Source organism: Bacillus sp. FSL W8-1202 (genome assembly GCF_038006165.1).
Taxonomy (GTDB): Bacteria; Bacillota; Bacilli; order Bacillales; family Bacillaceae; genus Bacillus; species Bacillus subtilis.
In genome coordinates this window covers 2,722,116-2,748,419 of the sequence record NZ_JBBOUR010000001.1, presented here as the reverse complement: position 1 = coordinate 2,748,419, position 26,304 = coordinate 2,722,116, and the positions used below count along the sequence as shown (strand labels likewise).

The following is a 26,304-nucleotide window of genomic DNA, read 5'->3' as shown; positions in this document are numbered from 1 at the left end:
GTTTTCAAGTACAGCAAGGCTTTGAAGCCTCTTTACATCATTTGAATTTATTTTTTATTTTTTAAACCAATCTTTTGACTCGGGATTTCGCTTCCATGTTTGCAGCTTTTTTAGATCATCTGAATGAATATTTCCGTTTTCAAGCGCGACCTCTGTGAGCGTATCATAATCAGTTAATGAGTAGTATGGCAGTTCTGCCTTTGCGAAGGCTTCCTCCGCTTTAGGAAGTCCGTACGTAAAGATTGAGACGACACCAAGCACTTCACAGCCGGCCGCTTGTAAAGCTGCACAAGCTTCAAGCACGCTGCCTCCTGTGGAGATTAAGTCTTCAATGACGACTGTTTTTTGCCCTTCTTGCACAGCTCCCTCAATCTGATTGCCTTTGCCGTGCGCCTTCGGCTTGCTCCTCACATAACACATCGGAAGATTCAAACGGTCAGCCGCAAGAGCAGCATGAGGAATACCGGCAGTTGCTGTTCCCGCAATCATTTCAGCTTCAGGAAAATGCTCTTTGACAAGCTTGCTGATACCTGAAGCAACATCGTTTCTGACCTCTGGGAAAGATAGCGTAAGGCGGTTGTCACAGTAGATCGGTGATAAAATGCCGCTTGCCCATGTGAACGGCTCGTTCGGGCGTAAAAATACAGCTTGGATGTCTAATAGATGTTTTGCGATGATTTGTTTCAAGATTTGATTCCCTCCCATTCAAGTCTGACAGCCTTATAGGCTTTTACCGGGTCTTCCGCTTTTGTAATCGAGCGTCCTACTACAATCGCTGATGAACCTTTCTCTCTTGCAATGGCAGGCGTCGCTACGCGGACTTGGTCATTCGCAGCGTCCTCTGACATTCTGATCCCCGGAGTGACAGTCAGAAATGAAGGCGACACCGCTTGGTAAATGGCTTTTGCTTCATGAACAGAGCAGACCACTCCATCCAGTCCGCTTTCTTCCGCCTGTTTGCTGTAGTGCACAACCGTATCAATCAGAGACTTTTCGATCAGCAGTTCATCTTTCATGATTTGTTCAGATGTGCTTGTCAGCTGGGTTACCGCGATAAGTGACGGACGTTTTTTTCCAGCCGGCGTACCTTCTTCTAAGCCTTCGAGAGCTGCCTGCATCATTTTTTTGCCCCCGGCAGCATGAACATTGACGAGGTCTACGCCGAGACTGGCAAGGCGCTTCATCGCTTTGTTTACAGTGGTCGGGATGTCATGAAGCTTGAGATCTAAAAACAGCTCGCAGTTTCTTTCTTTTAATTGTTTCACGATCGATGGCCCTTCTTGATAAAAAAGCTCCATTCCAACCTTTACAAATAATGGTTCTTGCTGAAAAGGCGCTAAGAACGCAAGTGTTTCTTCAGCTGACGCAAAATCAAGCGCGATGATGGGCAGGTTGTTTTTCATGATTCCAGCTCCTTCCGATGCATTCTTCAATTGATTGATAGCCGTATTGGCGCAAAACAGATGGGAGCTGTTCAATAATCTCTGGACATGCAAAAGGATTCACAAAGTTTGCTGTTCCGACAGCGACTGCGCTTGCTCCCGCGAGAAGAAATTCCAGGGCATCTTCAGCCGTTTGCACGCCTCCCATTCCGATAATCGGGATGTTGACCGCCTGGCTGACTTCATACACCATGCGAATGGCAACCGGCTTCACAGCAGGGCCTGAAAGTCCCCCTGTTTTATTCGCTAATATCGGTTTGCCGGTTTTTAAATCGAGTCTCATGCCGATTAATGTGTTGATCATCGTAAGACCGTCCGCTCCCGCTTCCTCGATCGCTAAGGCAATTTCTGTGATATTAGCCACGTTCGGAGAAAGCTTCACATAAACGGGTACATCCGAAACCTCTTTCACCGCTTTTGTCAAATCGGCAGCCATCTCAGGATTCGTGCCAAAAGCGATTCCGCCTGTTTTCACATTCGGGCAGGAAATATTCAATTCAAGAGCATGAACATTAGGCGCTTTGCTGATATGCTCTGCGACTTCAACATAATCCTCGACTTGAGAACCTGCGACATTGGCAATGATCGGCGTATCAAACTGCTCAAGCCACGGCAGCTCATGATGCAACACGCTATCCAGCCCCGGATTTTGGAGACCGATCGCATTGAGCATTCCAGCACCAGTTTCAGCTACCCGCGGCGTCGGATTCCCGAAGCGCGGCTCCTTTGTCGTAGCCTTAATCATGATAGCTCCAAGACAAGACAAATCATAAAAACGTGAAAATTCTTTTCCAAACCCGAAGCAGCCTGATGCAGGAATGATTGGATTTTTTAAATCAAGTCCCGGCAATTTCACCTCTAGCATTACAGCGCCACCTCCTGAGCTTTAAATACAGGCCCGTCGAGACATACTTTTACATAGGATGTCTCACTTTCGTTTGTATGGCACACACACGCGAAGCATGCGCCGATTCCGCAGCCCATTCGTTCCTCCATGGACAGATATACTTCTTTATGGGCATATTCCTGTTTTAACGCCTTGAGCATCGGTGTCGGCCCGCAGCTGAGGAGGATATCAAACTCTAGATTTTTCCGTTTAATCACATCTGTGACAAATCCGGTTTCCCCGTAGCTTCCGTCAGCTGTTGCCACATACGTGTCTCCGTACTGCCGGCATTCTTCCTCGTAAAAAACATCCTTTGCCGATTGGAATCCTAAAACGTGGATGACATTAACCCCTTTTTCATTCAAGCGTTTCGACAGCTCTTGGAGAGGCGGCACACCTACTCCGCCTCCTACCAGCAAAGCCGTCTTCCCGGGTTGAACTTCATTAACAGGAAAGCCATTTCCCAAAGGCCCGAGGACATCCACAAGTTCTCCCTGCTGCTTCAGTGACAAGAGTCTTGTCCCTTCCCCATCTACCCGATAAATGATGGTGACTTCATTTTTTTCAAAGTTGACGTCTGCGATGCTGATCGGCCTTCTCAAAAGAGGCGTAACCGCTTCGCTCACTTTAAGATGAAGGAACTGTCCCGGGGTTGTAAACCCTTGGACAAGCTCCCCTTTCAGAACCATTTGATACACCCGGTCTGCAATTTGCTGGTTGGAACATACTGTCAAATACGTTTTTTTCATAAAGTGACTGCCGCCTCCTGATTTGTGTTGACTGCCGGCATTTGATCAGCACGGAATGTCATGCTTTCCAGCACTCGCAATATCGCCTCTGCCGTATCTAAAGATGTTAGGCAGGCAACACCATTTTCTACTGATTCACGTCTGATTCTAAAACCGTCTCTTGCCGGCTGCTTTCCTTTTGTCAGCGTATTGATGACAAACTGCGCTTCTCCGTTTCTGATGACATCAAGCAAGTTCGGGCCATCCTGACCGATTTTTCCGACGACCTTCGCTGGAATGGAAGCTTCTTTCAGGTAGCCTGCCGTTCCTTCCGTCGCTAAAATGTTGTAGCCGATCGCGTGGAACCGCTTAGCAATGGCAAGCCCTTCTTCTTTGTCCTTATCAGCTACTGTTAAAAGCACGGAACCGTAGTTCGGGATTTGAATACCTGAAGCGATCAAGGCTTTGTAGAGCGCCTTTTCAAGTGTCGAATCTTTCCCCATGACTTCACCTGTTGATTTCATTTCAGGCCCTAACGTAATGTCCACTCTTCTCAGCTTGGCAAAGGAGAAGACCGGCGCTTTTACAAATACACCTTGCTGTTCAGGCTGAAGGCCCTCTGTATAGCCAAACGCAGCCAGCTTTTGACCAAGAATGATTTTTGTTGCGAGATTCGCCATCGGGATACCCGTAATTTTGCTTAAAAACGGTACGGTTCTGCTTGATCTCGGATTCACTTCTAGCACGTACACCTCGCCTTGCGACAGGACGAATTGAATATTGAGCAAACCGACAATATTCAGCCCTTTAGCCAATGTGATCGTGTATTGTTCAATTTTTTTCTTAATGTCCTCTGTGAGAGACTGAGGCGGATAAACAGCGATTGAGTCTCCGGAGTGAACGCCCGCACGTTCAATGTGCTCCATAATTCCCGGAATGACGACTGTTTCACCGTCGGATACTGCATCGACTTCAATTTCTTTTCCAGTCAAGTATCTATCAATTAATACAGGGTGCTGCGGATTGATTTTGACTGCATTTTTCATGTAATGAAGCAGCTCTTCTTCATGGTACACAATCTCCATCGCCCGGCCGCCAAGTACATAGGAAGGACGCACCAGTACCGGATAACCGATATCACTTGCGATGCTTACCGCCTGATCAACTGATGTCGCTGTTTTGCCAAGCGGCTGAGGAACACCAAGTTCTCCAAGCGCTTGTTCAAATTTATCCCGGTCTTCCGCACGGTCTAAATCTTCTAATGAAGTTCCAAGGATTTTCACTCCGCGTGCAGAAAGCTCGTCAGCAAGGTTAATCGCAGTTTGTCCGCCAAATTGTAAAACAACGCCCATTGGCTGTTCGAGGTCAATGATGTGCATAACATCTTCAATCGTAAGCGGTTCAAAATACAGCTTGTCTGAGATGCTGAAGTCTGTTGAAACGGTTTCCGGGTTGTTATTGACAATAATGGCTTCATAGCCTGCTTGTTTAATTGCCCATACAGAGTGAACCGTCGCATAGTCGAACTCGACACCCTGACCGATTCGAATCGGACCCGAACCAAGCACCATCACACTTTTCTTATCTGTAACGACAGATTCATTTTCTTCTTCATATGTGCTATAGAAGTATGGCGTTTCTGACTCAAATTCCGCCGCACATGTATCTACCATTTTGAATACCGGCGCAATCCCCGCTTGTTTTCTCAAGCTGTAAAGCTCGGATTCTTTCATTTTCCACTCGCGGCTGATGTACTGATCAGAGAAGCCGAGTTCTTTTGCCCGTCTCAGCACATCTGTATCGCCCGTATTCGCCTTCAATTCTTTTTCAAACTGTACGATTCCGAACAGCTTATGCAAGAAGAAGACATCGATAGCGGAAAATTCATGGAGGTCTTCTACCGTGTAGCCTCTTCTATACGCTTCAGCTAAGTAGAATAAGCGTTCATCACCAGCCTTTTTAATTCGCTTTTCAAGAAGTTCATCTGAAATGTCAGCGGCATCCTTCAATTCAAGATGATACACATCCGCTTCCAGTGAACGCACAGCCTTCAGCAATGACTCTTCAAGCGTGCGGCCGATCGCCATGACCTCACCTGTCGCTTTCATTTGCGTGCCGAGCTTTCTGTTTGCTGATTCAAACTTATCAAACGGCCAGCGCGGAATTTTGGATACGACATAGTCAAGAGCAGGTTCAAATGCTGCATATGTTTTTCCTGTCACCGGGTTCATCATTTCATCTAATGAAAGTCCGACTGCAATTTTAGCAGCGAGCTTTGCAATCGGGTACCCCGTTGCTTTTGATGCAAGGGCAGATGAACGGCTGACACGCGGATTTACTTCAATAATGTAATATTGGAAGCTGTCTGGATCTAAGGCGAGCTGGACGTTACATCCGCCTTCGATCCCAAGCGCGCGAATCAGTTTTAACGATACATTCCGCAAGAGCTGATATTCGCGATCGCTGAGCGTTTGGCTCGGCGCGACAACAATACTGTCTCCAGTATGGATTCCAACTGGATCAATGTTTTCCATGTTACAAACGACAATGGCGTGATCCTGGCTGTCTCTCATGACTTCATACTCGATTTCTTTATAGCCGGCGATGCTTTTTTCAAGCAGACATTGGTGTACCGGGCTTAATTTCAAGCCGTTCTCAACGATTTCTTTTAACTCTGTCTCATTCGAGCAGATGCCTCCGCCTGTTCCGCCTAATGTATATGCCGGGCGGACAATGACAGGGAATCCAATTTGACTGACGAATTTTTCTGCTTCTTCAAGGGAGTGGATAATCTCACTTTCAGGCACCGGTTCGTTCAGTTCATTCATTAATGTTCTGAACAAGTCACGGTCTTCAGCTTGCTGAATCGCAGACAGTTTTGTGCCAAGCACTTCGACGCCGCATTCTGCCAGAACACCTCTTTCAGAAAGCTCAACCGCAAGATTCAAACCGGTTTGGCCTCCGAGTGTAGGAAGAATAGCATCCGGGCGCTCTTTTCTGATGATTCGTGTCAGGAATTCAGGTGTGAGCGGTTCGATATAAACCCGGTCAGCCATTTCTGTATCTGTCATGATCGTGGCAGGGTTTGAGTTGACAAGGATGACTTCATAGCCTTCTTCTTTCAAAGCAAGACAGGCTTGTGTTCCCGCATAGTCAAATTCTGCTGCTTGGCCGATGATGATCGGTCCAGATCCGATTACTAAAATTTTGTTAATGTCTACGCGTTTTGGCATACCGCTTCCCCTTCTTTCTCTGTTGTTTCGATCATTTCGATGAATCTGTCAAATAGATGATTGGCATCCTCAGGACCAGGTGAGGCTTCGGGATGATATTGAACCGTAAATGCCGGCAATGTTTTATGCTTCAGCCCTTCAATCGTATCGTCGTTAATTGCGATATGCGTCACTTCCAGTTCTGTTTTACTGATAGACGAAACTGTATATCCATGGTTTTGAGATGTTAAGGCAACTTTTCCTGTAGCCAGCTCTTTTACCGGGTGGTTTGAGCCCCTGTGGCCGAATTTCATTTTTTCAGTATTCGCCCCGCACGCCAGCGCGAATAATTGGTGGCCGAGACATATTCCGAATAATGGCACTTTTCCAAGAACACCTTTAATCATTTCAATCGCTTCAGGCACATCCTTCGGGTCTCCAGGTCCGTTAGAAAGCATGATACCGTCCGGTTTCAGCTGAAGCACCTCTTCCGCTGTAATGTTGTAAGGCACAACGATGACGTCACATTTCCGTTTGTTCAGCTCTCTTAGAATCCCGTGTTTCATGCCGAAGTCAACCAAGACGATGCGTTTGCCTCTTCCCGGGCTCGGATATGCTGTTTTTGCTGATACTTGGGATACTTGATTTCTTGGCAATTCCGTTTCGTTCAGTCTTTTCAGCACTGCTTCGATATCTTCATCAGATGAAGCGAATGTTCCTTTTAGCGCGCCTGCCGTGCGGATCATTCTTGTCAGCTTCCTTGTATCAATCCCCTGGAGTCCGGGAATGTTTTTCATTTTTAAATACTCGTCTAAGGTGTATGCTGAACGCCAGTTGGAAGGCAGCTCACATAATTCTTTGATGATCAGCCCTTTCACAAAAGGGGTAATGGATTCAAAATCATCACGGTTAATGCCGTAATTTCCGATAAGCGGGTATGTTAATGTTACGATCTGTCCGCAGTAAGAAGGATCAGATAAAATTTCCTGATAGCCTGTCATCCCGGTATTAAAAACGACTTCTCCCATGTTGTGTTCTAAGCTTCCGAAGGCTTCTCCCTCGAATACCGCTCCGTTTTCCAGTACTAATCGTCTCTTCATTTGACAAGTCTCCCCTCTTCATAAGCAAGCTTCCCTGCCGCAATTGTAGCGACCGGCCAGCCGATGCAGCTGATGCCGTTGAATGGTGTATTTTTTCCTTTTGATAAAAATGTCTCTTTGTCTATAACTGCTTCTTTTTCTAAATCGATTAACGTAATGTCCGCAGCTTGCCCCGTTTGTAATGTTCCATATGGGAGACCGAACGCTTCGCATGGCTTGATTGTCATGTAGTCAATCAGCTGCTTCAGCGACCAGCTGCCATTTTTGACAAAGTGTGTGTAAAGAAGCGGGAATGCTGTTTCTAAGCCGACAATTCCGAATGGCGCCAGTTTCATTTCTGTGTTTTTCTCTTCTTCCGTATGCGGTGCATGGTCTGTTGCGATAAAATCAATTGTTCCGTCTAAAAGACCTTCAATTAAAGCAGCTCTGTCTTCTGCGCTGCGGAGCGGAGGATTCATTTTATAGTTTGTGTCCAGCCCCGGGATGTCCTCATCACAAAGCAGCAAATGATGCGGCGACACTTCTGCTGTCACTCTGATTCCCGCTTTTTTCGCATCGCGTACAACTCTGACAGATTCTTTCGTGCTGATATGGCATACATGATAGTGGCAGTTTGCCGCTTCAGCCAGCAGCACATCGCGAGCAATATGAACCGATTCACACACAGAAGGAATGCCGTTTAGCCCGTTCGCTTTGGAGAATGTCCCCTCATGTACGCTTCCTCCGTAAATTAAGGAGTTGTCCTCGCAATGTGCAACAATCGCTTTGTCAATTGCGGCTGCCCGTTTCATCGCTTCATACATCATTCCTGCTGTCTGTATACCAACGCCGTCATCTGTAAAAGCAAATGCCCCGGCTTCTTTTAACGCTTCAAAGTTTGTCATTTCATCGCCGATTTGTCTGATCGTAATGGATGCATATGGAAGAACTCTGACGCATGATGTTTCTTTAATTCTGTTTTGCAGCCATTCCATCTGCTCCTTTGTATCAGGAACCGGCCGCGTATTCGGCATTGCTGCTACTGTAGTATAGCCGCCGCGTGCCGCCGCTTTGGCCCCGGTTTCAATTGTTTCTTTTTTCTCTCCGCCAGGCTCTCTGAAATGCACGTGGAGATCAACAAACCCAGGTGAAACGAGCAAACCTTTCGCATCAATTACCGTTTCATTATCCGTTGCATCAAGCTTGCCGATTGCGGTGATGGTTTCTCCAGTCACTCGGATATCCGCTTGTGTTTTTTCACCATTTTCGTTTAGTATCCAGCCGTTTTTAATGAGATATGACATACGCTGCTTCTCCTCTTTTCACATTGGTTTGTAAGGCACGCTGTATCACTGCCATTCTGATAAATACGCCATTTTGCATTTGCTTGAAGATTCTTGATTTTTCGCTTTCTACTAAGCTGTCATCAATCTCCACTCCTCTGTTTACCGGAGCAGGATGCATGATGATCGCATGCCGCTTCATACGCTCAGCCCGTTCTACGGTCAAGCCGTATTTGTTTAAATAGCCTTCCTGGCTGACAGCGGATTGATGTCGTTCATTTTGAATGCGCAGCAGCATGACAACATCGGAAGACTCAACTGCTTCATCCATTGAGACATAAGTGCCGAATGTATTTTCTTCATCCTGCCATTCCGAAGGGCCGGAAAATAGGACCCGGGCACCCAATCTTGTCAACACTTCCGCATTTGACCTTGCCACTCTGCTATGCTTGATGTCACCGTGAATGGAGACGGTAAGCCCTTTGAACGAATTGAACTCTTCATAAATCGTCATTAAATCAAGCAGTGATTGTGTTGGATGCTGGCCGCATCCGTCTCCCGCATTCAGAATCGGAATGTTCACCTGGCTGACAAGCTCTTCATAATACTCATCCTCACTGTGCCTGATGACGCAGACGTCCACACCGATTGATTCGAGCGTCCGGATCGTGTCATATAAGGTTTCGCCTTTTTGCACGCTTGTGCTTGTTCCATCAAGGTTTAGCACATTCATGCCCAGCTTTTTTTCTGCGACCTCAAAGCTGAACCGCGTTCTCGTGCTCGGTTCGAAAAATAGGTTTGCGGCAAACTTTCCTGTAAGCTGATTGTCTGTTTTTCCGCTTTTGAGCTCTTGTGCTGTTTGAAGCAAATCTTTGATTTCCTCAGTGCTGAGTTCACTCATCGTCGTTAAATGCTTCATGTTCTTTCCCCTCTCTTTTCAACTTAAGGCTGAAAAAAAACCCCGGTCTAAGATAGACTCGGGGTATGGTTAAATAGAGGGCAGCATTGAAGCTTCCTTCTCTTCATAACCCTTCCAAGCCTCTCTGGACTTTCATTAAAAGGTTTTAGATATGATGTTGTTCAGATGTGTCTGCCTGCTCTTCCTTCGCCTGCGGAAGAATCAGGTTTAAGATGACACCGACAATTGCGGCAAGCGCCATTCCTGACACTTGGAATCCGCCTTGAGATACTTGGATAAAAGCGCCTCCTACACCGATGACAAGGATTACTGATGTAATAATGAGGTTTCTGTTGTTTTCATAATCAATTTTGTTGTCAATCAGCATTCTCAGGCCGCTTGAAGCAATGATTCCGAACAGCAGGAAGGAGACGCCTCCCATGACCGCTGACGGCACTGAACTGATCAGCGCTGAAATTTTGCCGATAAAGCCGAAGCAACAGGCAATCACTGCCGCTCCTCCGATGACAAAGACGCTGAATACTCTTGTGATGGCCAGCACGCCAATGTTTTCTCCGTAAGTCGTTGTCGGAGGGCCGCCGATCAGAGAAGCAAGAATTGTCGCCACGCTGTCACCCATAATGGAGCGATGCAGTCCCGGCTTTTTAATGAAGTCTTGTCCGACAACCTTGCTCAGCACCATTTGGTGGCCGATATGCTCTGACATTGTGACAAATGCGACAGGAACCATTGCGGCTGCGATGCCGAGTGTAACTGACGGTGAATAATCTTTGAACGGAATGATAAATTCAGGCACTGCAAACCATTTCGCGTCAAGCACCGGCTGGAAGTTGACAATCCCTTGAGTAAGGGCGAACAAGTATCCGCCGATGATTCCGATCAGAACCGGAATCAGGCTTAAAAATCCTCGTAAGAAAATCGCACAAATAATCGTGATTGCCAGCGTAACTCCTGCGACACTAAAGTGCTTTAAGCTGTAGACCAACTCACTCGCGTTTGGATCAGCATACATCGCCATGTTTACCGCAGTGCTTGCCAGTCCCAGCCCGATGACGATAATAACAGGCCCTACGACTACAGGCGGGAGAATCTTCATCAGCCATCCTGTTCCAAGCTGCCTAATCAATAAGGCAATCAGCCCGTACACCAGCCCTGCAAGAAACGCCCCAACCATTGCCGCTCCCGGCCCGCCGGTCGCTTTTACCAGAATGATCGGAGAAATAAAGGCGAAGGACGAACCGAGATACGCCGGAATTTGCCCTTTCGTAATAAGAAGGTACGCCAGTGTTCCGATGCCGCTTGTCACCAACGCCACAGCAGGACTCATTCCGACGAGCTTCGGAACCAAAATGGTTGAGCCAAACATGGCAAACAAATGCTGAAGGCTGAATGAAACCCAAGAGAAAGGTGTCGGGACATCCCTGACCCCTAAATTTACTTTTTTCTTACTCATGATGATTTCCCCCTGATTGTTGACTTTCATTTTAGGATGACTCAATGACTGTATAAAAAAACCTCTTTGCTTTTTTACGCAAAGAGGCATACAAAGACCTGCCGAATGCTTTTTGGGCCTTTGTTGTGCACCTCTTTGCAACCTCTCTGGATTGCCCTTAAAAAGGTGATCTATTATTCGTTTTCATAAATGGCGACGAGATCGTTTTGGTCTACCTCATCAAGCTGAACCATAACCTTTTCAGACTTTGATGTCGGGATGTTTTTCCCGATATAATCCGCTCGGATCGGCAGCTCCCGGTGTCCTCTGTCCACAAGCACTGCAAGCTGTATGGAGGAAGGTCTGCCTACATCAACAAGCGCATCCATTCCTGCTCTGACTGTTCTTCCGGTATACAGAACATCATCAACGAGAATGACTTTTTGATCTGTGATATCTACCGGAATATCTGCACCTTTTACAAGCGGTTCATCATTGCTCGTTTTTTTAGAAAGATCGTCTCTGTAAAGAGTAATATCAATTTCACCGACTGTAACAGGATTTCCCTCAATCTGTTCAATGCGTTCCGCAAGGCGTTTTGCCAGGTAAATCCCTCTTGTCTTAATGCCGACAAGAATGCAGTTATTCATTCCTTTATTCCGTTCGATCATTTCGTGAGCAATCCTGGTCAGCGCCCGTCTGATTGCCTGTTCGTCGAGAATGACAGCTTTTTGATTCAATGTGTGACACCTCACAGTTCATATAGAAGAAAAAACCCCTTCTGCCAGAGCATAGAGGGGTTTTAGGACAAGGTGCGCGCCTATACACGCATCCCGTCTATCCGTTATCCTTCTCAGCCTCTCTGGACTGTTTTAAAGAATCTATTCAGCTTCGTTTATTATTTCAGAAAAGAAACACGCTGTCAACCGTTTTTTCTGAGGTTTTCGATTAATTCTGCCATATCCTCAGGAAGCGGCGCTTCAAATTCGACATATTCTCCTGTTCGTGGATGGTCAAAACCTAAAACTCCCGCGTGAAGCGCTTGGCCATTAAAGGCGATTGTTTTTCTTGGGCCGTATTTCGGATCGCCTGCTAATGGGAATCCGATATATTTCATATGAACACGAATTTGATGGGTTCTTCCTGTTTCAAGCTGGCATTCCACTAACGTAAAATCCTGAAAACGCTCAAGTACATGAAAATGAGTGACAGCGTTTTTGCCATCACGTGTCACAGTCATGCTTTGACGGTCTTTCTTATCTCGTCCGATCGGCGCATCAATTGTGCCGTCATCGTGAGAAATAAGCCCGTGGACAACGGCCGTATATTTCCGCGTGACCGTTTTGTTGACCAATTGGTTTACAAGTGACTCGTGCGCCATATCATTTTTCGCCACCATTAATAAGCCGGACGTGTCCTTATCGATTCTGTGAACAATCCCCGGACGCATCACGCCATTTATTCCGGAAAGGTCTGTGCAATGAGCCATAAGGCCGTTTACAAGTGTGCCCGTAAGATGACCTGGTGCTGGGTGTACAACCATTCCGCGAGGTTTGTTGACGACCAGCACATCCTGATCTTCATAATAAATATCAAGGTCCATAGGCTCTGCCAGGACGTCGAGCGCTTCCGGTTCGGGTACAGTGACGGTCACCTGATCACCCGGCTGAATTTTATAATTCGCTTTCACTGCGCTTCCGTTCACGACAACCTGTCCGTCTTTTACCCATTGCTGAACCTGGGTTCTTGACCAATCATTCTCAGTCGATGCCAAAAATTTATCAATCCGCTCACTTTTTTGTTCTTCTGAAGCGGTTATATCAATTTGATTCATGCTATTGCTCCTTTTTCTTTTTCCCGCTGTCCAACAGCATTTGTATAAATAAAAGCATTACGCCGACACATAGTGAAGAGTCCGCGATGTTAAATATCGGGTAATTGTAATTGACAATAATAACATGGATAAAATCCACAACTTCCTGTCTGACAGCCCGATCGATAAAGTTGCCGATGGCACCGCCAAGCATAAGTCCGAGGGCAACGCCAAGAAGCCTTTGTCCTTTTGTATAACGCTGTATGTAATAAACAATACCAATAATAACAGCGGTTGTTATGAGGTAGAAAAACCACATCTGACCCGCTAATATCCCCCATGCAGCACCCGTATTGCGATGGGAGGTGATATAGAATACCTGATCAATGATCGGAATGCTTTGGCCAAGTTCCATGTTCTTAACAACTAGCCATTTTGTCAATTGATCGGCTGCAATAATAAGTAGTGCAATCATATAATACAGCACAAACGTTCCTCCAGTTTACGGTTACTTTAATCCATTATGCATTTTATCAATAAAAAGCACTGGAGTAAAGAAATATCAGGCATATTAACCGGCCAGACACTGTTATTCATACAGTGCCTGACCATATTCGATATCCGTTGATTTCCATATCGGAAGCGTTTTTTTCTCAAATTGGACAGAATAAAGAAAATCGTTTGCTGTTCGGGCCGTCGGCAGCACTGCCAGTTTTGCAAGAGGAATGGGAGCCCCGGTTTCTTCACAGTATCCGAATGTGCCGTTTTCGATTTTGGACAATGCAAGGAGAACGTCTTGAAGTTCTTCTTTAATATGATAGATCAGAGTTGCTTTTTGTTTTTGATTGATTGCTGCTTGCGGGCTTATAGAAACCTGAAAGCAAGAATACTCAAATAATCTCGACTGTAATTCTTCTTTCATCAGAAGAAGTTCCGTATAAATTGCGGTCAGTTGATCATTCATTCTTCACAACTCCTGCTCTTAACGTAGTATCTTTATTGTTGCCTGTGAATGATGATCTAAAGCCCATAAGATTTTTCCTGTCGTTCTAAAGGATGTCACTCTTGGCACAAAAAAAGCCCGGCTTTTACGCCGGGCCCTTTTGCATTATTTTTGATAGTATTTTTCAACGATTTCAGCGTTGCGTAATGAAAGTGTAGGATATTTCGGATTTGCCCCTACATCTTTTGAAATCACACGAGATCTCTCACACATTTCGCCTTCCGCTTTCTCGACAGCGATTTTACCCGTCGCAAAGCTTTGCGCATCGTTCGGCGCATCATTTTCTTCGCTGATTGTCAGTTCAGACACAATAAACAGCTGAGAAAGGTTTTCTTTTATGGAAGCCAAGAGCTCCTTGTTTTCTTTGTTTGGATACAATTTCAGGTTTGCTTCCAAAGATTTACCGATAATTTTTTCATTTCGCGCAGTTTCTAATGCTTTTAGCACGTCATCACGAAGAGCCATAAAGCGGTCAAATTTTTCTTCAGTCGCTTCACTGTTTGGAACCGCGATTGTTTCCGGCATATCTGTCAGCTGAACGCTCTGCTCTTCAACAAATGTTAAATGCGACCACAATTCGTCTGCCGTATGTGGAAGGATAGGCGCTGAAAGCTTCACTAATGCAAGAAGCGTTTCGTAGAATACTGTCTGCATGCTGCGTCTATCCGGATGATCCGCATGCTCGATGTAGACAATATCTTTTGCAAAATCAAGGTAGAATGAGCTCAATTCGATTGTGCAGAAATTATGAATGCTGTGATACACAACCGCAAATTCGTACTCATCATACGCTTTTTTCACTTTATCAATCAGCTTGTTCAGCTTAATCAGCATATACTGATCCACTTCACGAAGATCTTCGACAGCCACCGCATTTGTTTTTGGATCAAAATCGAAAAGGTTGCCGTGAAGGAAACGGAACGTGTTGCGGATTTTTCGATATACTTCCGCAACCTGCTTTAGAATGGCGTCAGACACACGAACGTCCGCCTGATAATCCACTGAAGATACCCATAATCTTAAGATGTCGGCACCAAGCTGTTTCATGACTTTAGCCGGAACAACAACGTTACCGATTGATTTACTCATCTTGCGTCCTTCTCCATCCAGTGCGAACCCATGGCTGAGCACACCTTTATACGGCGCTTTCCCTGTTACGGCTACTGCTGTAGAAAGAGAAGAGTTAAACCAGCCGCGATATTGGTCAGATCCCTCTAGGTATAAATCAGCCGGGCGAACGAGGTCATCACGTTCTTCAAGCACTGCTTGATGTGAAGAGCCTGAATCAAACCAAACATCCATGATATCCTGTTCTTTTGTAAATGTGCCGTTCGGGCTGCCAGGATGCGTAAAGCCTTCCGGAAGAAGATCCTTTGCTTCTTTTTCAAACCAAATGTTTGATCCGTGCTGTCTGAACAATTCAGAAACATGTTCAATGGTTTCATCTGTAATAATCGGTTCTCCGTTTTCAGCGTAAAATACCGGAATCGGCACACCCCACGCACGCTGTCTGGAAATACACCAGTCTCCTCGGTCCCGAACCATGTTGTGCAAACGCTGCTCGCCCCATTCAGGAACCCATTTGGTTTCTTTAATGGCATCCAGCAGGTCTGATCTGAAATCTTTAATAGACGCAAACCATTGCGCTGTCGCTCTGAAAATGGTTGGTTTTTTTGTTCTCCAATCATGCGGATAAGAGTGAGTAATGAATTCAAGCTTCACAAGTGCGCCTTTTTCATCGAGCTGCTGTGTGATCGCTTTGTTTGCATCATCATAGAACATGCCTTCAAAGCCAGGAGCTTCGCTTGTCATTACACCTTTTTCATCAACCGGACAAAGCACATCTAAACCGTATTTTTGGCCGATGATAAAGTCATCTTCCCCATGTCCTGGCGCTGTATGAACACAGCCTGTTCCGGCATCAGTTGTTACGTGTTCACCAAGCATAACGAGAGAGTCTCTGCCATATAGCGGGTGTTCAGCGATAATGTTCTCAAGGTCTTTCCCTTTGACCGTTCTTGTCACTTCATACTGATCAAATCCGCATGCCGATGCAACATTTTCGACTAAGGCACTTGCTACGACAAAGCGGTCATCACCTACTGCAATCACGCTGTACTCAAGATCAGGGTGCACTGAGATTCCGAGGTTCGCCGGAATTGTCCAAGGCGTTGTTGTCCAAATGATGATGCGCTCACCGTTTTCAAGAACACCTTTTCCGTCTTTTACACCAAAAGCGACGTAAATAGATGCTGAACGTTTATCTTGATATTCGATCTCGGCTTCAGCCAGAGCAGACTCACTTGAAGGCGACCAGTTAACCGGTTTAAGGCCTTTGTAAATGTAGCCTCGTTTTGCCATTTCACCAAATACGCGGATTTGCTGCGCTTCGTATTCCGGTTTTAATGTCACATATGGGTTTTCCCAGTCACCGCGGACACCAAGACGTTTGAATTGCTCACGCTGTCCCTCGATTTGCTTCCAAGCGTACTCTTCGCATAGTTTGCGGAATTCCGCTACTGACATTTCTTTGCGGTTGACCTTTTTGTTTTTTGTCAGAGCTGTTTCAATTGGCAATCCGTGTGTATCCCAGCCCGGCACATACGGTGCGTTGTAGCCGCTCATTGATTTATAGCGGACAATGAAGTCTTTCAAAATCTTGTTAAGTGCATGGCCCATATGGATGTCGCCATTTGCATACGGAGGTCCGTCATGTAAAACAAATTTCGGGCGGTCTTTCGTCCGTTCCTGAACAAGACGATAGATATCCTCTTCCTCCCATTTTTTTTGAATGTCAGGCTCACGGTTTGGCAAATTTCCACGCATCGGGAAATCTGTTTTCGGCATTAAGAGCGTGTCTTTAAAATCCATTTTCATTCCTCCACTGCATTTTTTCAGAAAATAAAAAAAGCCCTCTCATCCCATAAGGGACGAGAAAGCTTATCTCGCGGTACCACCCTTTTAGAAAAAGCAAGCATACACTTTTTCCTCTTGAGCATCGTAACGTGATGAACGTCCTAACCTACTGTGAGTTCAGCAAGGAAACTAAAGGGCTGATCTACATGATTCCGGCCATCCCGGACTCTCACCATCTCCGGGTCGCTATGAAGGCCTGAAGGAAACATGACTGTCCCTTTCAACCGTTTTTTCATCTGAATTTATGAACGTATTATATTCGACAAGCTAAGAAAATGTCAAGATAATCAGAGAATTTATTCCTTTTCCTCAAATACAGCGTCGACTTCATACTCAAGGAGATGATCCCAATCGTCATTTTTCAGAAGATCAAGCTGAGCTTCAATCAGCATTTGGAAACGTGTTCTGAACACTTTAGACTGTTTTTTCAGCTCTTCAATTTCCATAGCAATTTTTCTTGATTTTGATAACGATTCGTTGATAATGCGATCAGCGTTTTTCTCCGCTTCCCGAACAATCAGCTTTGCCTCTTTTTGAGAATTGCGTTTTACGTCTTCAGCCGCTTCTTGAGCAACTAAAATTGATTTATTCAATGTTTCCTCAATATTGGCAAAGTGTCCGATTCTTTCATCAAGCTCATTGACTTTCGCTTCAAGCTCAGTTTTCTTGCGGAGAACAATTTCGTAATCTTTTCTGACTTGGGCTAGGAATTCATTTACTTCATCTTCATCATATCCGCGAAAACTTTTTGTAAACGTCTTGTTGTGAATATCATTTGGCGTTAATGGCATGATGCCACCTCCATTTTTACATTTCAGTACGGTTATCTAGTTCACATTATAAAACAAATTTCGCACAGATGGAGAAAAAAACTGAAAAACCGACTATTTTTGTCGTTCAAACGTAACTCTCCATTTGTCTTTTTTGGTTTTCCCTTCGATTTTTGTTAAGCTGCACCGGCCAAAACCTCTGATTGACAGCATGTCCCCTTCCGCGACTATGTATGAAGGATCTTCAACCACCTTCCAGTTCACTTTCACAAGGCCGTTTTTCACAAGCGTCTGTGATTTCTGGCGGGATTGCCTGCTCATAGAGGCGCAGACGGCGTCAAGCCTTAAAGAAGAAACCGTGTCATCTCTTATTTCGACATCAACTGCTGGAATGTTAAGGTCTGACAAGTCGATTTTCTCTAGGCTGACCGCCGCTTTGCCTGCTTGGGTCAGCTGTGCAGCCACAAAATCAGCGGTATCGGCTGAGACAATCAATTGCACTGCTGTCTCAGAAAACACGATGTCACCGAATTTTTGCCGCTTTAACCCTATGCCCATTAATGCACCAAGCAGAGAACGATGATCTACTGAGACAAACTTGTCAGCATAACGGACGTTAAACGCCTGCAATTCAAAATCCGATTCTTCCGGAGTAATGTACTCTGGATACAGAATCGCCCGTTTTCGCTCCGCTCTGTCATAGCCGCCGGAAAAGGCAAGCCCGACATCTGCCTGTCCCGTAACAGCAGAGAGGATGACCTGCTCTCGGGGGTCTAAAAAGTCGGTCAGCTTCATCCGGTACTGCTCCTGGACAATTCTTTTCCATTCGAGCGCCTGATCAATAAAGGCCCGCTCGTCTTTTCTGAAGTGCTGATATATATCGCTCATCGTCTTTCCCTTCTATGTAAAGAGGCTTGGCTGCTGCCAAGCCCCTATCAAACTGTCACATTAAAACGCAATCATGCGATAAAGTCCCCACAAGCCGGTTGTCGCAAACCGAAGCACAAGTATTGCTACGATTGGTGAAATATCCAGCATTGCAATCGGAGGGATGATTTTTCTGAATGGTTCGAGATATGGTTCACAAATCGAAGCCAAAAAACGCCCGACTGCTGTTTCCCTCGTACTCGGCACCCATGACATAAAAATATATATGATCAGGGCAAATGAGTATATTGTGATTAATAAGTTTAAAACCGAAAAAACTTGATAAAGGATCATCTCGCTTTACCACCTCTGATGTTCGTCTTCAGATATGAGCTCAGAAATTGTGCCTGATACATCTACGTTGTCAGGCGTGCAGAGGAAAATATCTGAGCCGATTCTTTGAATATCGCCGCCGATGGCATAAACGGTTCCGCTTAAAAAGTCAACAATCCGCTTCGCCTGGTCATGCTGTATCCGCTGAAGATTGACGACAACTGCCCGCCGGTTCTTCAAATGGTCGGCTATTTCCTGCGCCTCCGCATAAACGCGCGGCTCACTCAACACCACTTTAGAGGATTTCTGAACACTTTGCAAGCTCACTACATTCTGTTTGCCCGAAGGTTTATTCCCCGTATAAGCCGGCTTTTCTTTTTGCTCATGCTCCTCATGAGATTCCCGCTCTGTCTCAATATATTCATATTCGTATTCTTCATCTTCCATTGAGAAAAAGTTTTTCAGTTTATTCTTCATACTCATTGCTGTACACCCCCTGTTTCATTTCCGACTAACGATGAGCCGATTCTAATATAAGTAGCTCCTTCTTCAATTGCAATTTCAAAATCATTTGACATGCCCATCGACAGTTCAGTACACGGAGCGTTCGGCTGGTTCAGCTTCTGAACCTGGTCACGGAGTTCTCTCAGCGACCTGAAACAGCTTCTGATCTGATCTTGATCATCAGTCAGCGGAGCCATTGTCATCAGTCCGGCAACAAGGATATGTTCGAAACCGGAAAGCTCCTGTATGAATGGAATGACTTCTTCTTTTTTCATGCCGTGTTTAGAAGGCTCAAGAGAGGTATTGACCTGCACAAAGCATCGTACAGTACCTTCAGCCCGTTTTTCAATTTCTTTCGCTAATGAGAGCCGGTCTAGGGAATGGATATAGGAAACCGCATTGACGACAGATTTTGCTTTTCTTGATTGCAAACTGCCGATAAAATGCCATTCCGGATTCCCTTTCATCAATTCCTGTTTGCGGAGCAGTTCCGCATCCCGATTCTCTCCGAGGCAGGTGATGCCAGCATCTACTGCCTCCTGTGCTCTTTCAGGTGATACATATTTTGTGACTGCAATAACCGTAACTTCATCGGAGCTGCGGCCCGATCTGTTACATGCTTCGTTTATTCGTTCGTTTATATGTCGTAAATTATCAACAACACGCAAGATCTTTTATGCCTCCTTCATTCCGATAAAGGACATCATCCGTCCAGTTTTCCCCTGATCGCGGCGATGAGAATAGAAAAGAGACGGCTCGCTTTCCGTGCATAAACCGCTGACAGAAATTTGTTCACTTGCCAAACCGCTGTCCATCAGTATAAGACGGTTCAGCTCTTTCAGATCAAGCTGATATTGTGCCTTTGCCGTCTGATTGGCGGCAAGGTCTGCTGAAACCGGCAATGCACGAACAGCATCCATGACGCGGTCGTCTACCGTATAGCATGCTCCGCTGATAGACGGGCCAATAACAGCGTAAATATCTAAGGGATTTGAACCTTCCTTCTCAGTCCATTGCTTCACCATTTCTCTGCCAATCTGTTTGACGGTGCCTTTCCACCCGGCATGGGCGACTCCGACAAGCGACTTAACCGGATCATAAAAGAAAAGAGGCACACAATCAGCAAAGCATAATGCTAAAAATACATTTTTTTCATTTGTATAGAGCCCGTCCGTTGCTTTTAGAGCCGTGTGATACTCACGGGTGCCTTTTCCCCTATCCCTCTGCGTCACTTTCTGAACGCGATTATCATGTGTCTGATCAGCGAATACCCAAGACTGCAAATCAGTATTAAACATATCGGCAATATATTCACGATTTTTAACTACATCTGCATCTTTGTCATGAACGTGCAATCCTGTATTTAACGATTCAAAAGGCTTTTGGCTGACACCGCCGTTTTTTGTCGTAAATCCGGCAATGACTTTTTTGTTGTTTTGATTCGTTTGAACCCAGTCTTGTATCATGAGTGTCGAGGGTGTGGTAAGACTGAATGGGTGATATGTATTCATGATGATCCAACCTTTCGACAAACATTTAAAAAAGCGGAATTCCCCACTTATTTTACCACATCTTACTGCATTCGTTGAGCGCCGATTTGCATATTTCTAAATGAAATGTGCCGGAAGAATCGAGACTTCCGGCATTTGCCAATCTGCGGCAGACAAGCAGGTTTATGCATGTGGTTCACTTAATCGGACTAAGATTACATCTTCCCCGATTTTTACTATATTTCGCCATGGAATGACCAATTCCTCTTCTTTTCCAAAAAATCCGAGAACTTTCCCATTTCCTCCGAGTATGATCGCCTGAATTTTTCCAGTGGTCACATTGATATCAATATCACCAATACTCCCCAGCTTTTTTCCGTTTGAGACATTGACGACATCCTTTACCTGAAATTCTGAAATGCTGATCATTCCATCACGTCCTTTTTCCGTCCTTTTGTTCAAGTATATGAACGGGCAGGCTGAACCTTGTCAGCAAGAAGAAATTTTCATGTCATTGTTCTTTTTTCCGGCTGCACCAGCTGATGATAAAATCGAGTATAATTTTTGTATACTCTACTAGCTGCTCAATCGATACCTTCTCGTTCACAGAGTGTGCATTGTGCAGATCTCCAGGACCGTATATTACGCATGGAATACCGGCATCATACAGCCATCCGCCATCTGTAACTGATTGAGAAACGTCAATAATTGGACACTCCCGTTTCACTTTCTGATGAGAGGCAGTTAGCGCTAAGACGCCTGGGTGGCCAGAGTCAACTTCCAATGCCGGAAAAATTTCTCCTCTGTCTTCTATCATAGATGAGCCTCCCCACTTGAATACAGGGCGGTTTTCCCTAAGCCAAATATCACTGTCACTCAGCCGATTGACGTAATCTTCTATTTCCGCTGCCACTTGGTCATAGGTTTCATTCGGATAAAAATGGACTGTGATCCACAGCCGGCATTCGTCCGCTATAAAAGCCGCATGTCTGCCGCCTTCTATAACTGCCGGGTTAATCGTATTTGTGCCGGGTTTAAAACCGGGATAACTTTTCATAATAGACCAGTGGCGCTCAAGTTCACCGAGCCCCGCAATGATTTTTGCCATTTTTTCAATTGCGCTTGCTCCGAATGTTCCTCCGCCTGCGTGAATCATATTCCGTCTCGTTCCATCATGAAATGTTTGACTGCTTTTGATTTCGATCCAGCCTGTAATAACACCGCCTTGGCCTTGAATATGCATATCGCTCGTATCCGCGACAATTGCAAAATCAGCGCGGTAGCCCCTCTTGCAGCATTCAAGTGTGCCGGCCTCTCCAACTTCCTCCCCAATAACCGATTGCAGAATCAGATCACCGGGAAGCTCAATGCCGGCTTCACGAATTAATTTGACAGCAAACAGCACACAAGCCATTCCGCCCTTCATATCGGAAGCGCCTCGCCCGATTAAGAGACCGTTTTTTTCAATGGGATGAAACGGATCGCGCTCCCATTCTTCATCCTCTTTTACCTCTGCCACATCTACATGACCATTGATAATCAGGCTGTAATAATCTGCTGAATCTGTTCCCTTTAGCTTGCCGACAACATTGGGATCTCCAGGGTACACATCCCATTTGTCGATCGAGAATCCCAATTCATTTAAAAATCCCGCAATCCATGACTGAATGCCCTCTGTATTTCTTGCAGGCGGAGCGGGTGTTTGATAAGAAATCAGCGTTTTTGCAAGCTGAATAAGCTCCTCCTTTTGTTCTTCCACTTTTTTGAGCAAAGAGTCTATTTGTTGATCCAATGTAAATCCGCTCCTATTCTTTAAAATCAAAAAAGCCGTTTCAAATGTGATGAAACGGCTTAATAAAAACAAACGGAGTCCGATGTACTCCGCTTTTCACCGCTTCCCTCCGCTGGCATGATCCAGATCAGGTCAAAAGGGTTGAGACAAAGTCTCTCTCAGCTTCGCAAAGCACCCCTAGGATGAATCTATATATGTTTGTCAGGCATTCGTTATCGGCTCAGCTCTTGTTAAAAACGGCCGATCCTGATTCCATAATACATGGATTGGCGTATCAAAAAAAGCGGAAAGTACTTGATCAGTAAGCATTTCCTTTATTTCTCCGGATCCAAAGACCTCTCCCTGTTTTAATAAAAGGGCTTTTCAAAGACAGGCAAAATTTCTTCAGCATGATGAGTCACATAAAGGATAGATGGTGCATTTTCTTTGTTTGCAATGTATGTAATCGTATCTAACAACTTTTCCCGGGCAATAAAATCCAGCCCTGTGACTGGTTCATCCAGTATCAGCAACTCCGGATCGGCCATTAGTGCTCTAGCAATCAACGCTCTTTGTTTTTCCCCTTGAGAAAGGGTTTCATAGCGGCGATCGGCATATTCAATTGCTCCCAAGTCCTCTAACAAACCAATCGCTTTTTCCCTGGTTTCCTTACTTGGCGTTTCATATAACCCAATCGAAGCGTAAGCTCCGCTCAAAGCAATTTCAAAGGCTGAATCTGCCGGATACAATTTTTGCTGAAGAGCTGCTGAGACGAGGCCAATTTTACGTCTGAGCTTTTCCCCAAGCTCTGTTTTGCCAAATTCATGGCCAAGCACCTGCATCTCGCCTGATGTTGGAAAATAATAAGAGCAAAGCATATTTAACAGCGCCGTCTTCCCGGCGCCATTTAGGCCGTAAAGCACCCAATTTTCCTTTTCTTCCACCTTCCAATGAATATCTCTCAGTATCCATTTCCCATTCCGTTTTAGTGAGACATTGTCAAGCTGCAAAATCATCGTGGTCCTCCTCTTTATTGCCTTTTATAATTGTTTTAATTTTCATAAAACTTTGTACGAACTAGGATACCTTACTTTTTCCAAAACGTAAACCATCCGTAATCAATAGAAAAGCCTTTAAAACAACATCGTTTTAAAGGCTTTTCATTATTGATGAATATTTTTATTCATTTGTTTGATAGCCGCTTTTTCAAGTCTGGACACCTGCGCCTGAGAAATTCCGATTTCCTCGGCGACTTCCATTTGGGTTTTCCCTTGGAAGAATCGCTTTCTCAAAATCATTTTTTCCCTATCGTTCAGCCTTTTCATGCCCTCTTTTAAAGCCAGCTCTTCAATCCATTGTGAATCTGTGTTGCGCTCATCACTGATTTGGTCCATCACATAGATCGGGTCTCCGCCGTCGTTATAGATCGGTTCAAATAGAGAAACCGGATCCTGGATGGCATCAAGCGCAAATACAATTTCCTCATGCGGTACTTCAAGAACTTTTGCGATCTCTTCTGCAGTCGGCTCCTTGCTTGTCTCACTGATTAACCGCTCTCTTACCTGAAGCGCCTTGTAAGCGATGTCCCGGAGTGATCTTGAGACACGGATCGGGTTATTATCGCGTAAATACCTGCGGATCTCTCCGATAATCATAGGTACAGCGTATGTTGAAAACTTAACATTGTGGCTTAGGTCAAAATTATCAATGGATTTCATTAGTCCGATGCAGCCGACTTGAAATAAGTCATCAACATACTCCCCTCTGTTATTAAATCGTTGAATGACACTTAAGACAAGACGCAAGTTCCCGTTTACAAGCTTTTCTCTTGCTGAATCATCGCCTTCATCCTGCAGCTGCCTAAACAGCTTTCTCATCTCTTCATTCTTGAGTACTGGTAATTTGGAGGTATCCACCCCGCAGATTTCGACTTTATTTCTCGACACTTTTTTCCCTCCCTACAGGAGCTGCTGTACAACGTTAAGTATCTCCTTGGGTGGGAAAAATATGCACTGCACTCAGACCGAAAAACTGTCGGAATCAGGAAATCCCTGTAAAATAAAGGGGTTCTAACCATAAAATTTTTTACACCATTTTGTTGAACTCTTTTCTCAACCTTTTTATAATTCTTTTCTCAAGCCGCGAAATATAAGACTGAGAAATCCCCATCATATCCGCTACATCCTTTTGGGTTTTTTCTTCTTCACCGACAAGCCCAAACCGCAGCTCCATGATTTGCTTTTCTCTCTCATTAAGCTGTTCAAGCGCTTTTTTCAAAAGCTTTTTATCGACGTTAGCTTCTATGTCTTTAGTGATGATGTCATCGTCAGTGCCGAGCACATCAGAAAGCAAAAGCTCATTGCCGTCCCAATCAATATTAAGCGGTTCATCAAAGGAAACCTCTGAACGGATTTTGTTATTTCTCCTCAGATACATCAGGATTTCATTTTCTATACACCGGGAGGCATAGGTAGCAAGCTTGATTTTCTTTTCTGGATTGAATGTATTCACAGCTTTGATTAGACCGATGGTACCGATGCTGATTAAATCCTCTATATTAATTCCCGTATTTTCAAATTTACGGGCGATATATACGACTAGACGCAAATTGCGTTCAATTAGAATGGCGCGCGCCGCCTGATCGCCGTTTGGGAGCTTCATTAACAAAACCTGCTCCTCATCTTTAGATAATGGAGGCGGCAGGGCTTCACTCCCGCCTATGTAATAGACTTCATCACTTTTCAGCCCAAGTTTCATCAGCAGCTTATACCAGAGGTGCGTCAACCGTAATTTCAGTTTTTTCATCTTCCTCTCCCTTCTAAATGTCACGCCGTTTGAGTATGATAAGTAACGGACATTTGCGAACATTATGAAACGTGTTTGACAGCCTTGCCCGAAAGCATTTTCGGATGAATAATCGCGTCAAACTCTCCATCTGCCGACAGCTTTGTTGTGCTGATACCGATTAAACATTTATCTGCAGAAATCATTTCTTCTTTTGTCATAATCGTTACGTGATCCGGTTTAACGCATAATAAAAATTGATTTTGCTGACCAACTCCCCTGTATGGAATCAACCTCATTTTATCTAAAAAGCGAAAGGAATCATCGAGATGTTCGATGGCTTCCAATGGGTCTGTGTTTCGAATGATCATCGTTTCGGCTGTTCCGAAAATCGGCTCCAGTTTATCAATGTAAATGATCATTACCGGTGTTTTTGTAAGAGGATCATACAGCTGATTACCGGAATCAATCAGGCCTCTGACATGAAGTGTTTGGCTGCCCAAATCTGCCTGCACGCTGACTCGTTCCTCATATTGAATGTTTTTTGTTTCAATATCTTCAATTCTTCTTTTAGAAAAAAACCATAATGCTGGAAAGCCACCAACAATAAACAACCAGCTGATCGGGTCTCCAAACCCTGTTTGATTGGTAATCATGACACCGTTTTGAACAATAGAATTTGACTGCAGCAAAGAATGGGCTCCGATAATTCCTCCCCCCATTAAAAAAGTGGCAAAATAAAAGGAAAACAAATTTTGAAAGAAAAACCGAAATCTTTTAAAGCCAAATGTCACCACCACAATCACAACTGAAAAAGCTAGCTTCCCAGCCGGATGTTCAACAATCGGCGAAAAAGGAGTAAACATCAAAAGGACAATACTGGAACCGATGAACGCTCCGCCTACCAGTCTTCTTTTTTTTACATGCCGTTTTAAAATAAATGCCGTGAGCAAAAGCAAAAGTGCATCAAAACAAAAGTTTAACAGCCAAATGACATCTAAATAGATTTTCACATCTGACTCCTTTCTTTCTTGCCTCACGCTGTTCCCCTTCTTGCTTCATAAGTATAAAG

The 26,304-nt window shown here is 44.9% G+C and carries 25 protein-coding genes, 1 pseudogene, 1 riboswitch and 1 other annotated feature; all 26 genes and pseudogenes read right to left on the bottom strand.

All coding sequences use genetic code 11. From position 1 onward, the window contains the following. Positions 1-54: 54 nt before the first annotated feature. A complete protein-coding gene (gene pyrE / locus NSQ09_RS14325; protein WP_015715860.1) occupies positions 55-687 on the bottom strand; it encodes an orotate phosphoribosyltransferase in 633 nt (210 codons plus the stop codon). Continuing rightward, the gene (gene pyrF, locus NSQ09_RS14320) at positions 684-1,403 is read right to left on the bottom strand and encodes an orotidine-5'-phosphate decarboxylase (protein WP_003232107.1); all 720 of its coding nucleotides are present in this window, start codon (positions 1,401-1,403) and stop codon (positions 684-686) included. Before pyrF ends, pyrE begins: the two co-directional genes overlap by 4 nt. After that, positions 1,372-2,307 (bottom strand): dihydroorotate dehydrogenase, encoded by a 936-nt coding sequence (locus NSQ09_RS14315; protein ID WP_017694840.1) that lies wholly within the window; start codon positions 2,305-2,307, stop codon positions 1,372-1,374. The genes pyrF and NSQ09_RS14315 overlap by 32 nt, the downstream gene beginning before the upstream one ends. Further along, positions 2,307-3,077, bottom strand: coding sequence for a dihydroorotate oxidase B electron transfer subunit (gene pyrK / locus NSQ09_RS14310; protein ID WP_041335909.1), 771 nt, complete (start codon positions 3,075-3,077; stop codon positions 2,307-2,309). The genes NSQ09_RS14315 and pyrK overlap by 1 nt, the downstream gene beginning before the upstream one ends. Then, positions 3,074-6,289 carry a carbamoyl-phosphate synthase (glutamine-hydrolyzing) large subunit gene (carB, locus tag NSQ09_RS14305; protein WP_341031774.1) on the bottom strand — a complete coding sequence of 1,072 codons (3,216 nt, stop codon included), beginning with the start codon at positions 6,287-6,289 and terminating at the stop codon, positions 3,074-3,076. Before carB ends, pyrK begins: the two co-directional genes overlap by 4 nt. Continuing rightward, on the bottom strand, positions 6,274-7,368 hold the full coding sequence (locus NSQ09_RS14300; protein ID WP_003232115.1) for a carbamoyl phosphate synthase small subunit: 1,095 nt from the start codon (positions 7,366-7,368) through the stop codon (positions 6,274-6,276). The genes carB and NSQ09_RS14300 overlap by 16 nt, the downstream gene beginning before the upstream one ends. After that, the gene (locus NSQ09_RS14295) at positions 7,365-8,651 is read right to left on the bottom strand and encodes a dihydroorotase (RefSeq protein ID WP_017694837.1); all 1,287 of its coding nucleotides are present in this window, start codon (positions 8,649-8,651) and stop codon (positions 7,365-7,367) included. Before NSQ09_RS14295 ends, NSQ09_RS14300 begins: the two co-directional genes overlap by 4 nt. Continuing rightward, a complete protein-coding gene (locus tag NSQ09_RS14290; protein ID WP_257986613.1) occupies positions 8,635-9,549 on the bottom strand; it encodes an aspartate carbamoyltransferase catalytic subunit in 915 nt (304 codons plus the stop codon). Before NSQ09_RS14290 ends, NSQ09_RS14295 begins: the two co-directional genes overlap by 17 nt. A gap of 145 nt (positions 9,550-9,694) precedes the next feature. Beyond that, complete coding sequence (gene pyrP, locus NSQ09_RS14285; RefSeq protein ID WP_015483210.1) at positions 9,695-11,002, bottom strand: uracil permease PyrP; 1,308 nt, start codon at positions 11,000-11,002, stop codon at positions 9,695-9,697. 173 nt (positions 11,003-11,175) lie between these two features. After that, on the bottom strand, positions 11,176-11,721 hold the full coding sequence (gene pyrR, locus NSQ09_RS14280; RefSeq protein ID WP_003232127.1) for a bifunctional pyrimidine operon transcriptional regulator/uracil phosphoribosyltransferase: 546 nt from the start codon (positions 11,719-11,721) through the stop codon (positions 11,176-11,178). A 182-nt stretch (positions 11,722-11,903) separates the two neighbouring features. Continuing rightward, complete coding sequence (locus NSQ09_RS14275; RefSeq protein WP_024572186.1) at positions 11,904-12,815, bottom strand: RluA family pseudouridine synthase; 912 nt, start codon at positions 12,813-12,815, stop codon at positions 11,904-11,906. 1 nt (position 12,816) lies between these two features. Next, a complete protein-coding gene (gene lspA / locus NSQ09_RS14270) occupies positions 12,817-13,281 on the bottom strand; it encodes a signal peptidase II (protein ID WP_003245047.1) in 465 nt (154 codons plus the stop codon). Positions 13,282-13,383: 102 nt separating this feature from the next. Further along, the gene (gene ylyA / locus NSQ09_RS14265; protein ID WP_017694833.1) at positions 13,384-13,758 is read right to left on the bottom strand and encodes a sporulation-related RNA polymerase-binding protein YlyA; all 375 of its coding nucleotides are present in this window, start codon (positions 13,756-13,758) and stop codon (positions 13,384-13,386) included. Between the two features lie 144 nt (positions 13,759-13,902). Beyond that, a complete protein-coding gene (ileS, locus tag NSQ09_RS14260) occupies positions 13,903-16,668 on the bottom strand; it encodes an isoleucine--tRNA ligase (protein WP_017694832.1) in 2,766 nt (921 codons plus the stop codon). A 52-nt stretch (positions 16,669-16,720) separates the two neighbouring features. After that, positions 16,721-16,947 (bottom strand) — a binding site (T-box leader). A gap of 62 nt (positions 16,948-17,009) precedes the next feature. After that, positions 17,010-17,504, bottom strand: coding sequence for a septum site-determining protein DivIVA (divIVA, locus tag NSQ09_RS14255; protein ID WP_003221468.1), 495 nt, complete (start codon positions 17,502-17,504; stop codon positions 17,010-17,012). A 93-nt stretch (positions 17,505-17,597) separates the two neighbouring features. Continuing rightward, a complete protein-coding gene (locus tag NSQ09_RS14250) occupies positions 17,598-18,371 on the bottom strand; it encodes a YlmH family RNA-binding protein (protein WP_015383612.1) in 774 nt (257 codons plus the stop codon). 60 nt (positions 18,372-18,431) lie between these two features. Further along, complete coding sequence (locus NSQ09_RS14245; RefSeq protein WP_014479736.1) at positions 18,432-18,704, bottom strand: YggT family protein; 273 nt, start codon at positions 18,702-18,704, stop codon at positions 18,432-18,434. Positions 18,705-18,710: 6 nt separating this feature from the next. Next, positions 18,711-19,166 (bottom strand): cell division protein SepF, encoded by a 456-nt coding sequence (sepF, locus tag NSQ09_RS14240; protein ID WP_014479735.1) that lies wholly within the window; start codon positions 19,164-19,166, stop codon positions 18,711-18,713. Beyond that, positions 19,163-19,855 carry a YggS family pyridoxal phosphate-dependent enzyme gene (locus NSQ09_RS14235; protein WP_014479734.1) on the bottom strand — a complete coding sequence of 231 codons (693 nt, stop codon included), beginning with the start codon at positions 19,853-19,855 and terminating at the stop codon, positions 19,163-19,165. The genes sepF and NSQ09_RS14235 overlap by 4 nt, the downstream gene beginning before the upstream one ends. A gap of 6 nt (positions 19,856-19,861) precedes the next feature. Further along, complete coding sequence (gene pgeF, locus NSQ09_RS14230; protein ID WP_341031764.1) at positions 19,862-20,698, bottom strand: peptidoglycan editing factor PgeF; 837 nt, start codon at positions 20,696-20,698, stop codon at positions 19,862-19,864. A 162-nt stretch (positions 20,699-20,860) separates the two neighbouring features. Continuing rightward, positions 20,861-21,106 carry a YlmC/YmxH family sporulation protein gene (locus tag NSQ09_RS14225; protein WP_003232153.1) on the bottom strand — a complete coding sequence of 82 codons (246 nt, stop codon included), beginning with the start codon at positions 21,104-21,106 and terminating at the stop codon, positions 20,861-20,863. An 82-nt stretch (positions 21,107-21,188) separates the two neighbouring features. Continuing rightward, on the bottom strand, positions 21,189-22,469 hold the full coding sequence (gene ylmB, locus NSQ09_RS14220; protein WP_341031762.1) for an N-formyl-4-amino-5-aminomethyl-2-methylpyrimidine deformylase: 1,281 nt from the start codon (positions 22,467-22,469) through the stop codon (positions 21,189-21,191). 87 nt (positions 22,470-22,556) lie between these two features. Next, positions 22,557-22,658: riboswitch (TPP riboswitch) on the bottom strand. A gap of 12 nt (positions 22,659-22,670) precedes the next feature. Further along, positions 22,671-23,464 (bottom strand): annotated as a pseudogene (locus NSQ09_RS14215) (ABC transporter ATP-binding protein). Positions 23,465-23,611: 147 nt separating this feature from the next. Continuing rightward, positions 23,612-24,394 (bottom strand): RNA polymerase sporulation sigma factor SigG, encoded by a 783-nt coding sequence (gene sigG, locus NSQ09_RS14210; RefSeq protein ID WP_213382380.1) that lies wholly within the window; start codon positions 24,392-24,394, stop codon positions 23,612-23,614. A 139-nt stretch (positions 24,395-24,533) separates the two neighbouring features. Further along, positions 24,534-25,253, bottom strand: a complete 720-nt coding sequence (gene sigE / locus NSQ09_RS14205; RefSeq protein ID WP_003221446.1) for an RNA polymerase sporulation sigma factor SigE — start codon at positions 25,251-25,253, stop codon at positions 24,534-24,536. Between the two features lie 62 nt (positions 25,254-25,315). Beyond that, positions 25,316-26,245, bottom strand: coding sequence for a sigma-E processing peptidase SpoIIGA (spoIIGA, locus tag NSQ09_RS14200; protein ID WP_026113602.1), 930 nt, complete (start codon positions 26,243-26,245; stop codon positions 25,316-25,318). Positions 26,246-26,304: the final 59 nt, after the last annotated feature.

Excerpts from the sequence above, each read along its gene's own strand:
- pyrF (WP_003232107.1), bottom strand. The coding sequence starts at position 1,403 with ATGAAAAACAACCTGCCCATCATCGCGCTTGATTTTGCGTCAGCTGAA.
- NSQ09_RS14315 (WP_017694840.1), bottom strand. The coding sequence starts at position 2,307 with ATGCTAGAGGTGAAATTGCCGGGACTTGATTTAAAAAATCCAATCATT.
- pyrK (WP_041335909.1), bottom strand. The coding sequence starts at position 3,077 with ATGAAAAAAACGTATTTGACAGTATGTTCCAACCAGCAAATTGCAGAC.
- carB (WP_341031774.1), bottom strand. The coding sequence starts at position 6,289 with ATGCCAAAACGCGTAGACATTAACAAAATTTTAGTAATCGGATCTGGA.
- NSQ09_RS14300 (WP_003232115.1), bottom strand. The coding sequence starts at position 7,368 with ATGAAGAGACGATTAGTACTGGAAAACGGAGCGGTATTCGAGGGAGAA.
- NSQ09_RS14295 (WP_017694837.1), bottom strand. The coding sequence starts at position 8,651 with ATGTCATATCTCATTAAAAACGGCTGGATACTAAACGAAAATGGTGAA.
- NSQ09_RS14290 (WP_257986613.1), bottom strand. The coding sequence starts at position 9,549 with ATGAAGCATTTAACGACGATGAGTGAACTCAGCACTGAGGAAATCAAA.
- pyrP (WP_015483210.1), bottom strand. The coding sequence starts at position 11,002 with ATGAGTAAGAAAAAAGTAAATTTAGGGGTCAGGGATGTCCCGACACCT.
- NSQ09_RS14275 (WP_024572186.1), bottom strand. The coding sequence starts at position 12,815 with ATGAATCAAATTGATATAACCGCTTCAGAAGAACAAAAAAGTGAGCGG.
- ylyA (WP_017694833.1), bottom strand. The coding sequence starts at position 13,758 with ATGAATGATCAACTGACCGCAATTTATACGGAACTTCTTCTGATGAAA.
- ileS (WP_017694832.1), bottom strand. The coding sequence starts at position 16,668 with ATGGATTTTAAAGACACGCTCTTAATGCCGAAAACAGATTTCCCGATG.
- divIVA (WP_003221468.1), bottom strand. The coding sequence starts at position 17,504 with ATGCCATTAACGCCAAATGATATTCACAACAAGACGTTTACAAAAAGT.
- NSQ09_RS14250 (WP_015383612.1), bottom strand. The coding sequence starts at position 18,371 with ATGAGCGATATATATCAGCACTTCAGAAAAGACGAGCGGGCCTTTATT.
- NSQ09_RS14245 (WP_014479736.1), bottom strand. The coding sequence starts at position 18,704 with ATGATCCTTTATCAAGTTTTTTCGGTTTTAAACTTATTAATCACAATA.
- sepF (WP_014479735.1), bottom strand. The coding sequence starts at position 19,166 with ATGAGTATGAAGAATAAACTGAAAAACTTTTTCTCAATGGAAGATGAA.
- pgeF (WP_341031764.1), bottom strand. The coding sequence starts at position 20,698 with ATGAATACATATCACCCATTCAGTCTTACCACACCCTCGACACTCATG.
- NSQ09_RS14225 (WP_003232153.1), bottom strand. The coding sequence starts at position 21,106 with ATGATCAGCATTTCAGAATTTCAGGTAAAGGATGTCGTCAATGTCTCA.
- sigE (WP_003221446.1), bottom strand. The coding sequence starts at position 25,253 with ATGAAAAAACTGAAATTACGGTTGACGCACCTCTGGTATAAGCTGCTG.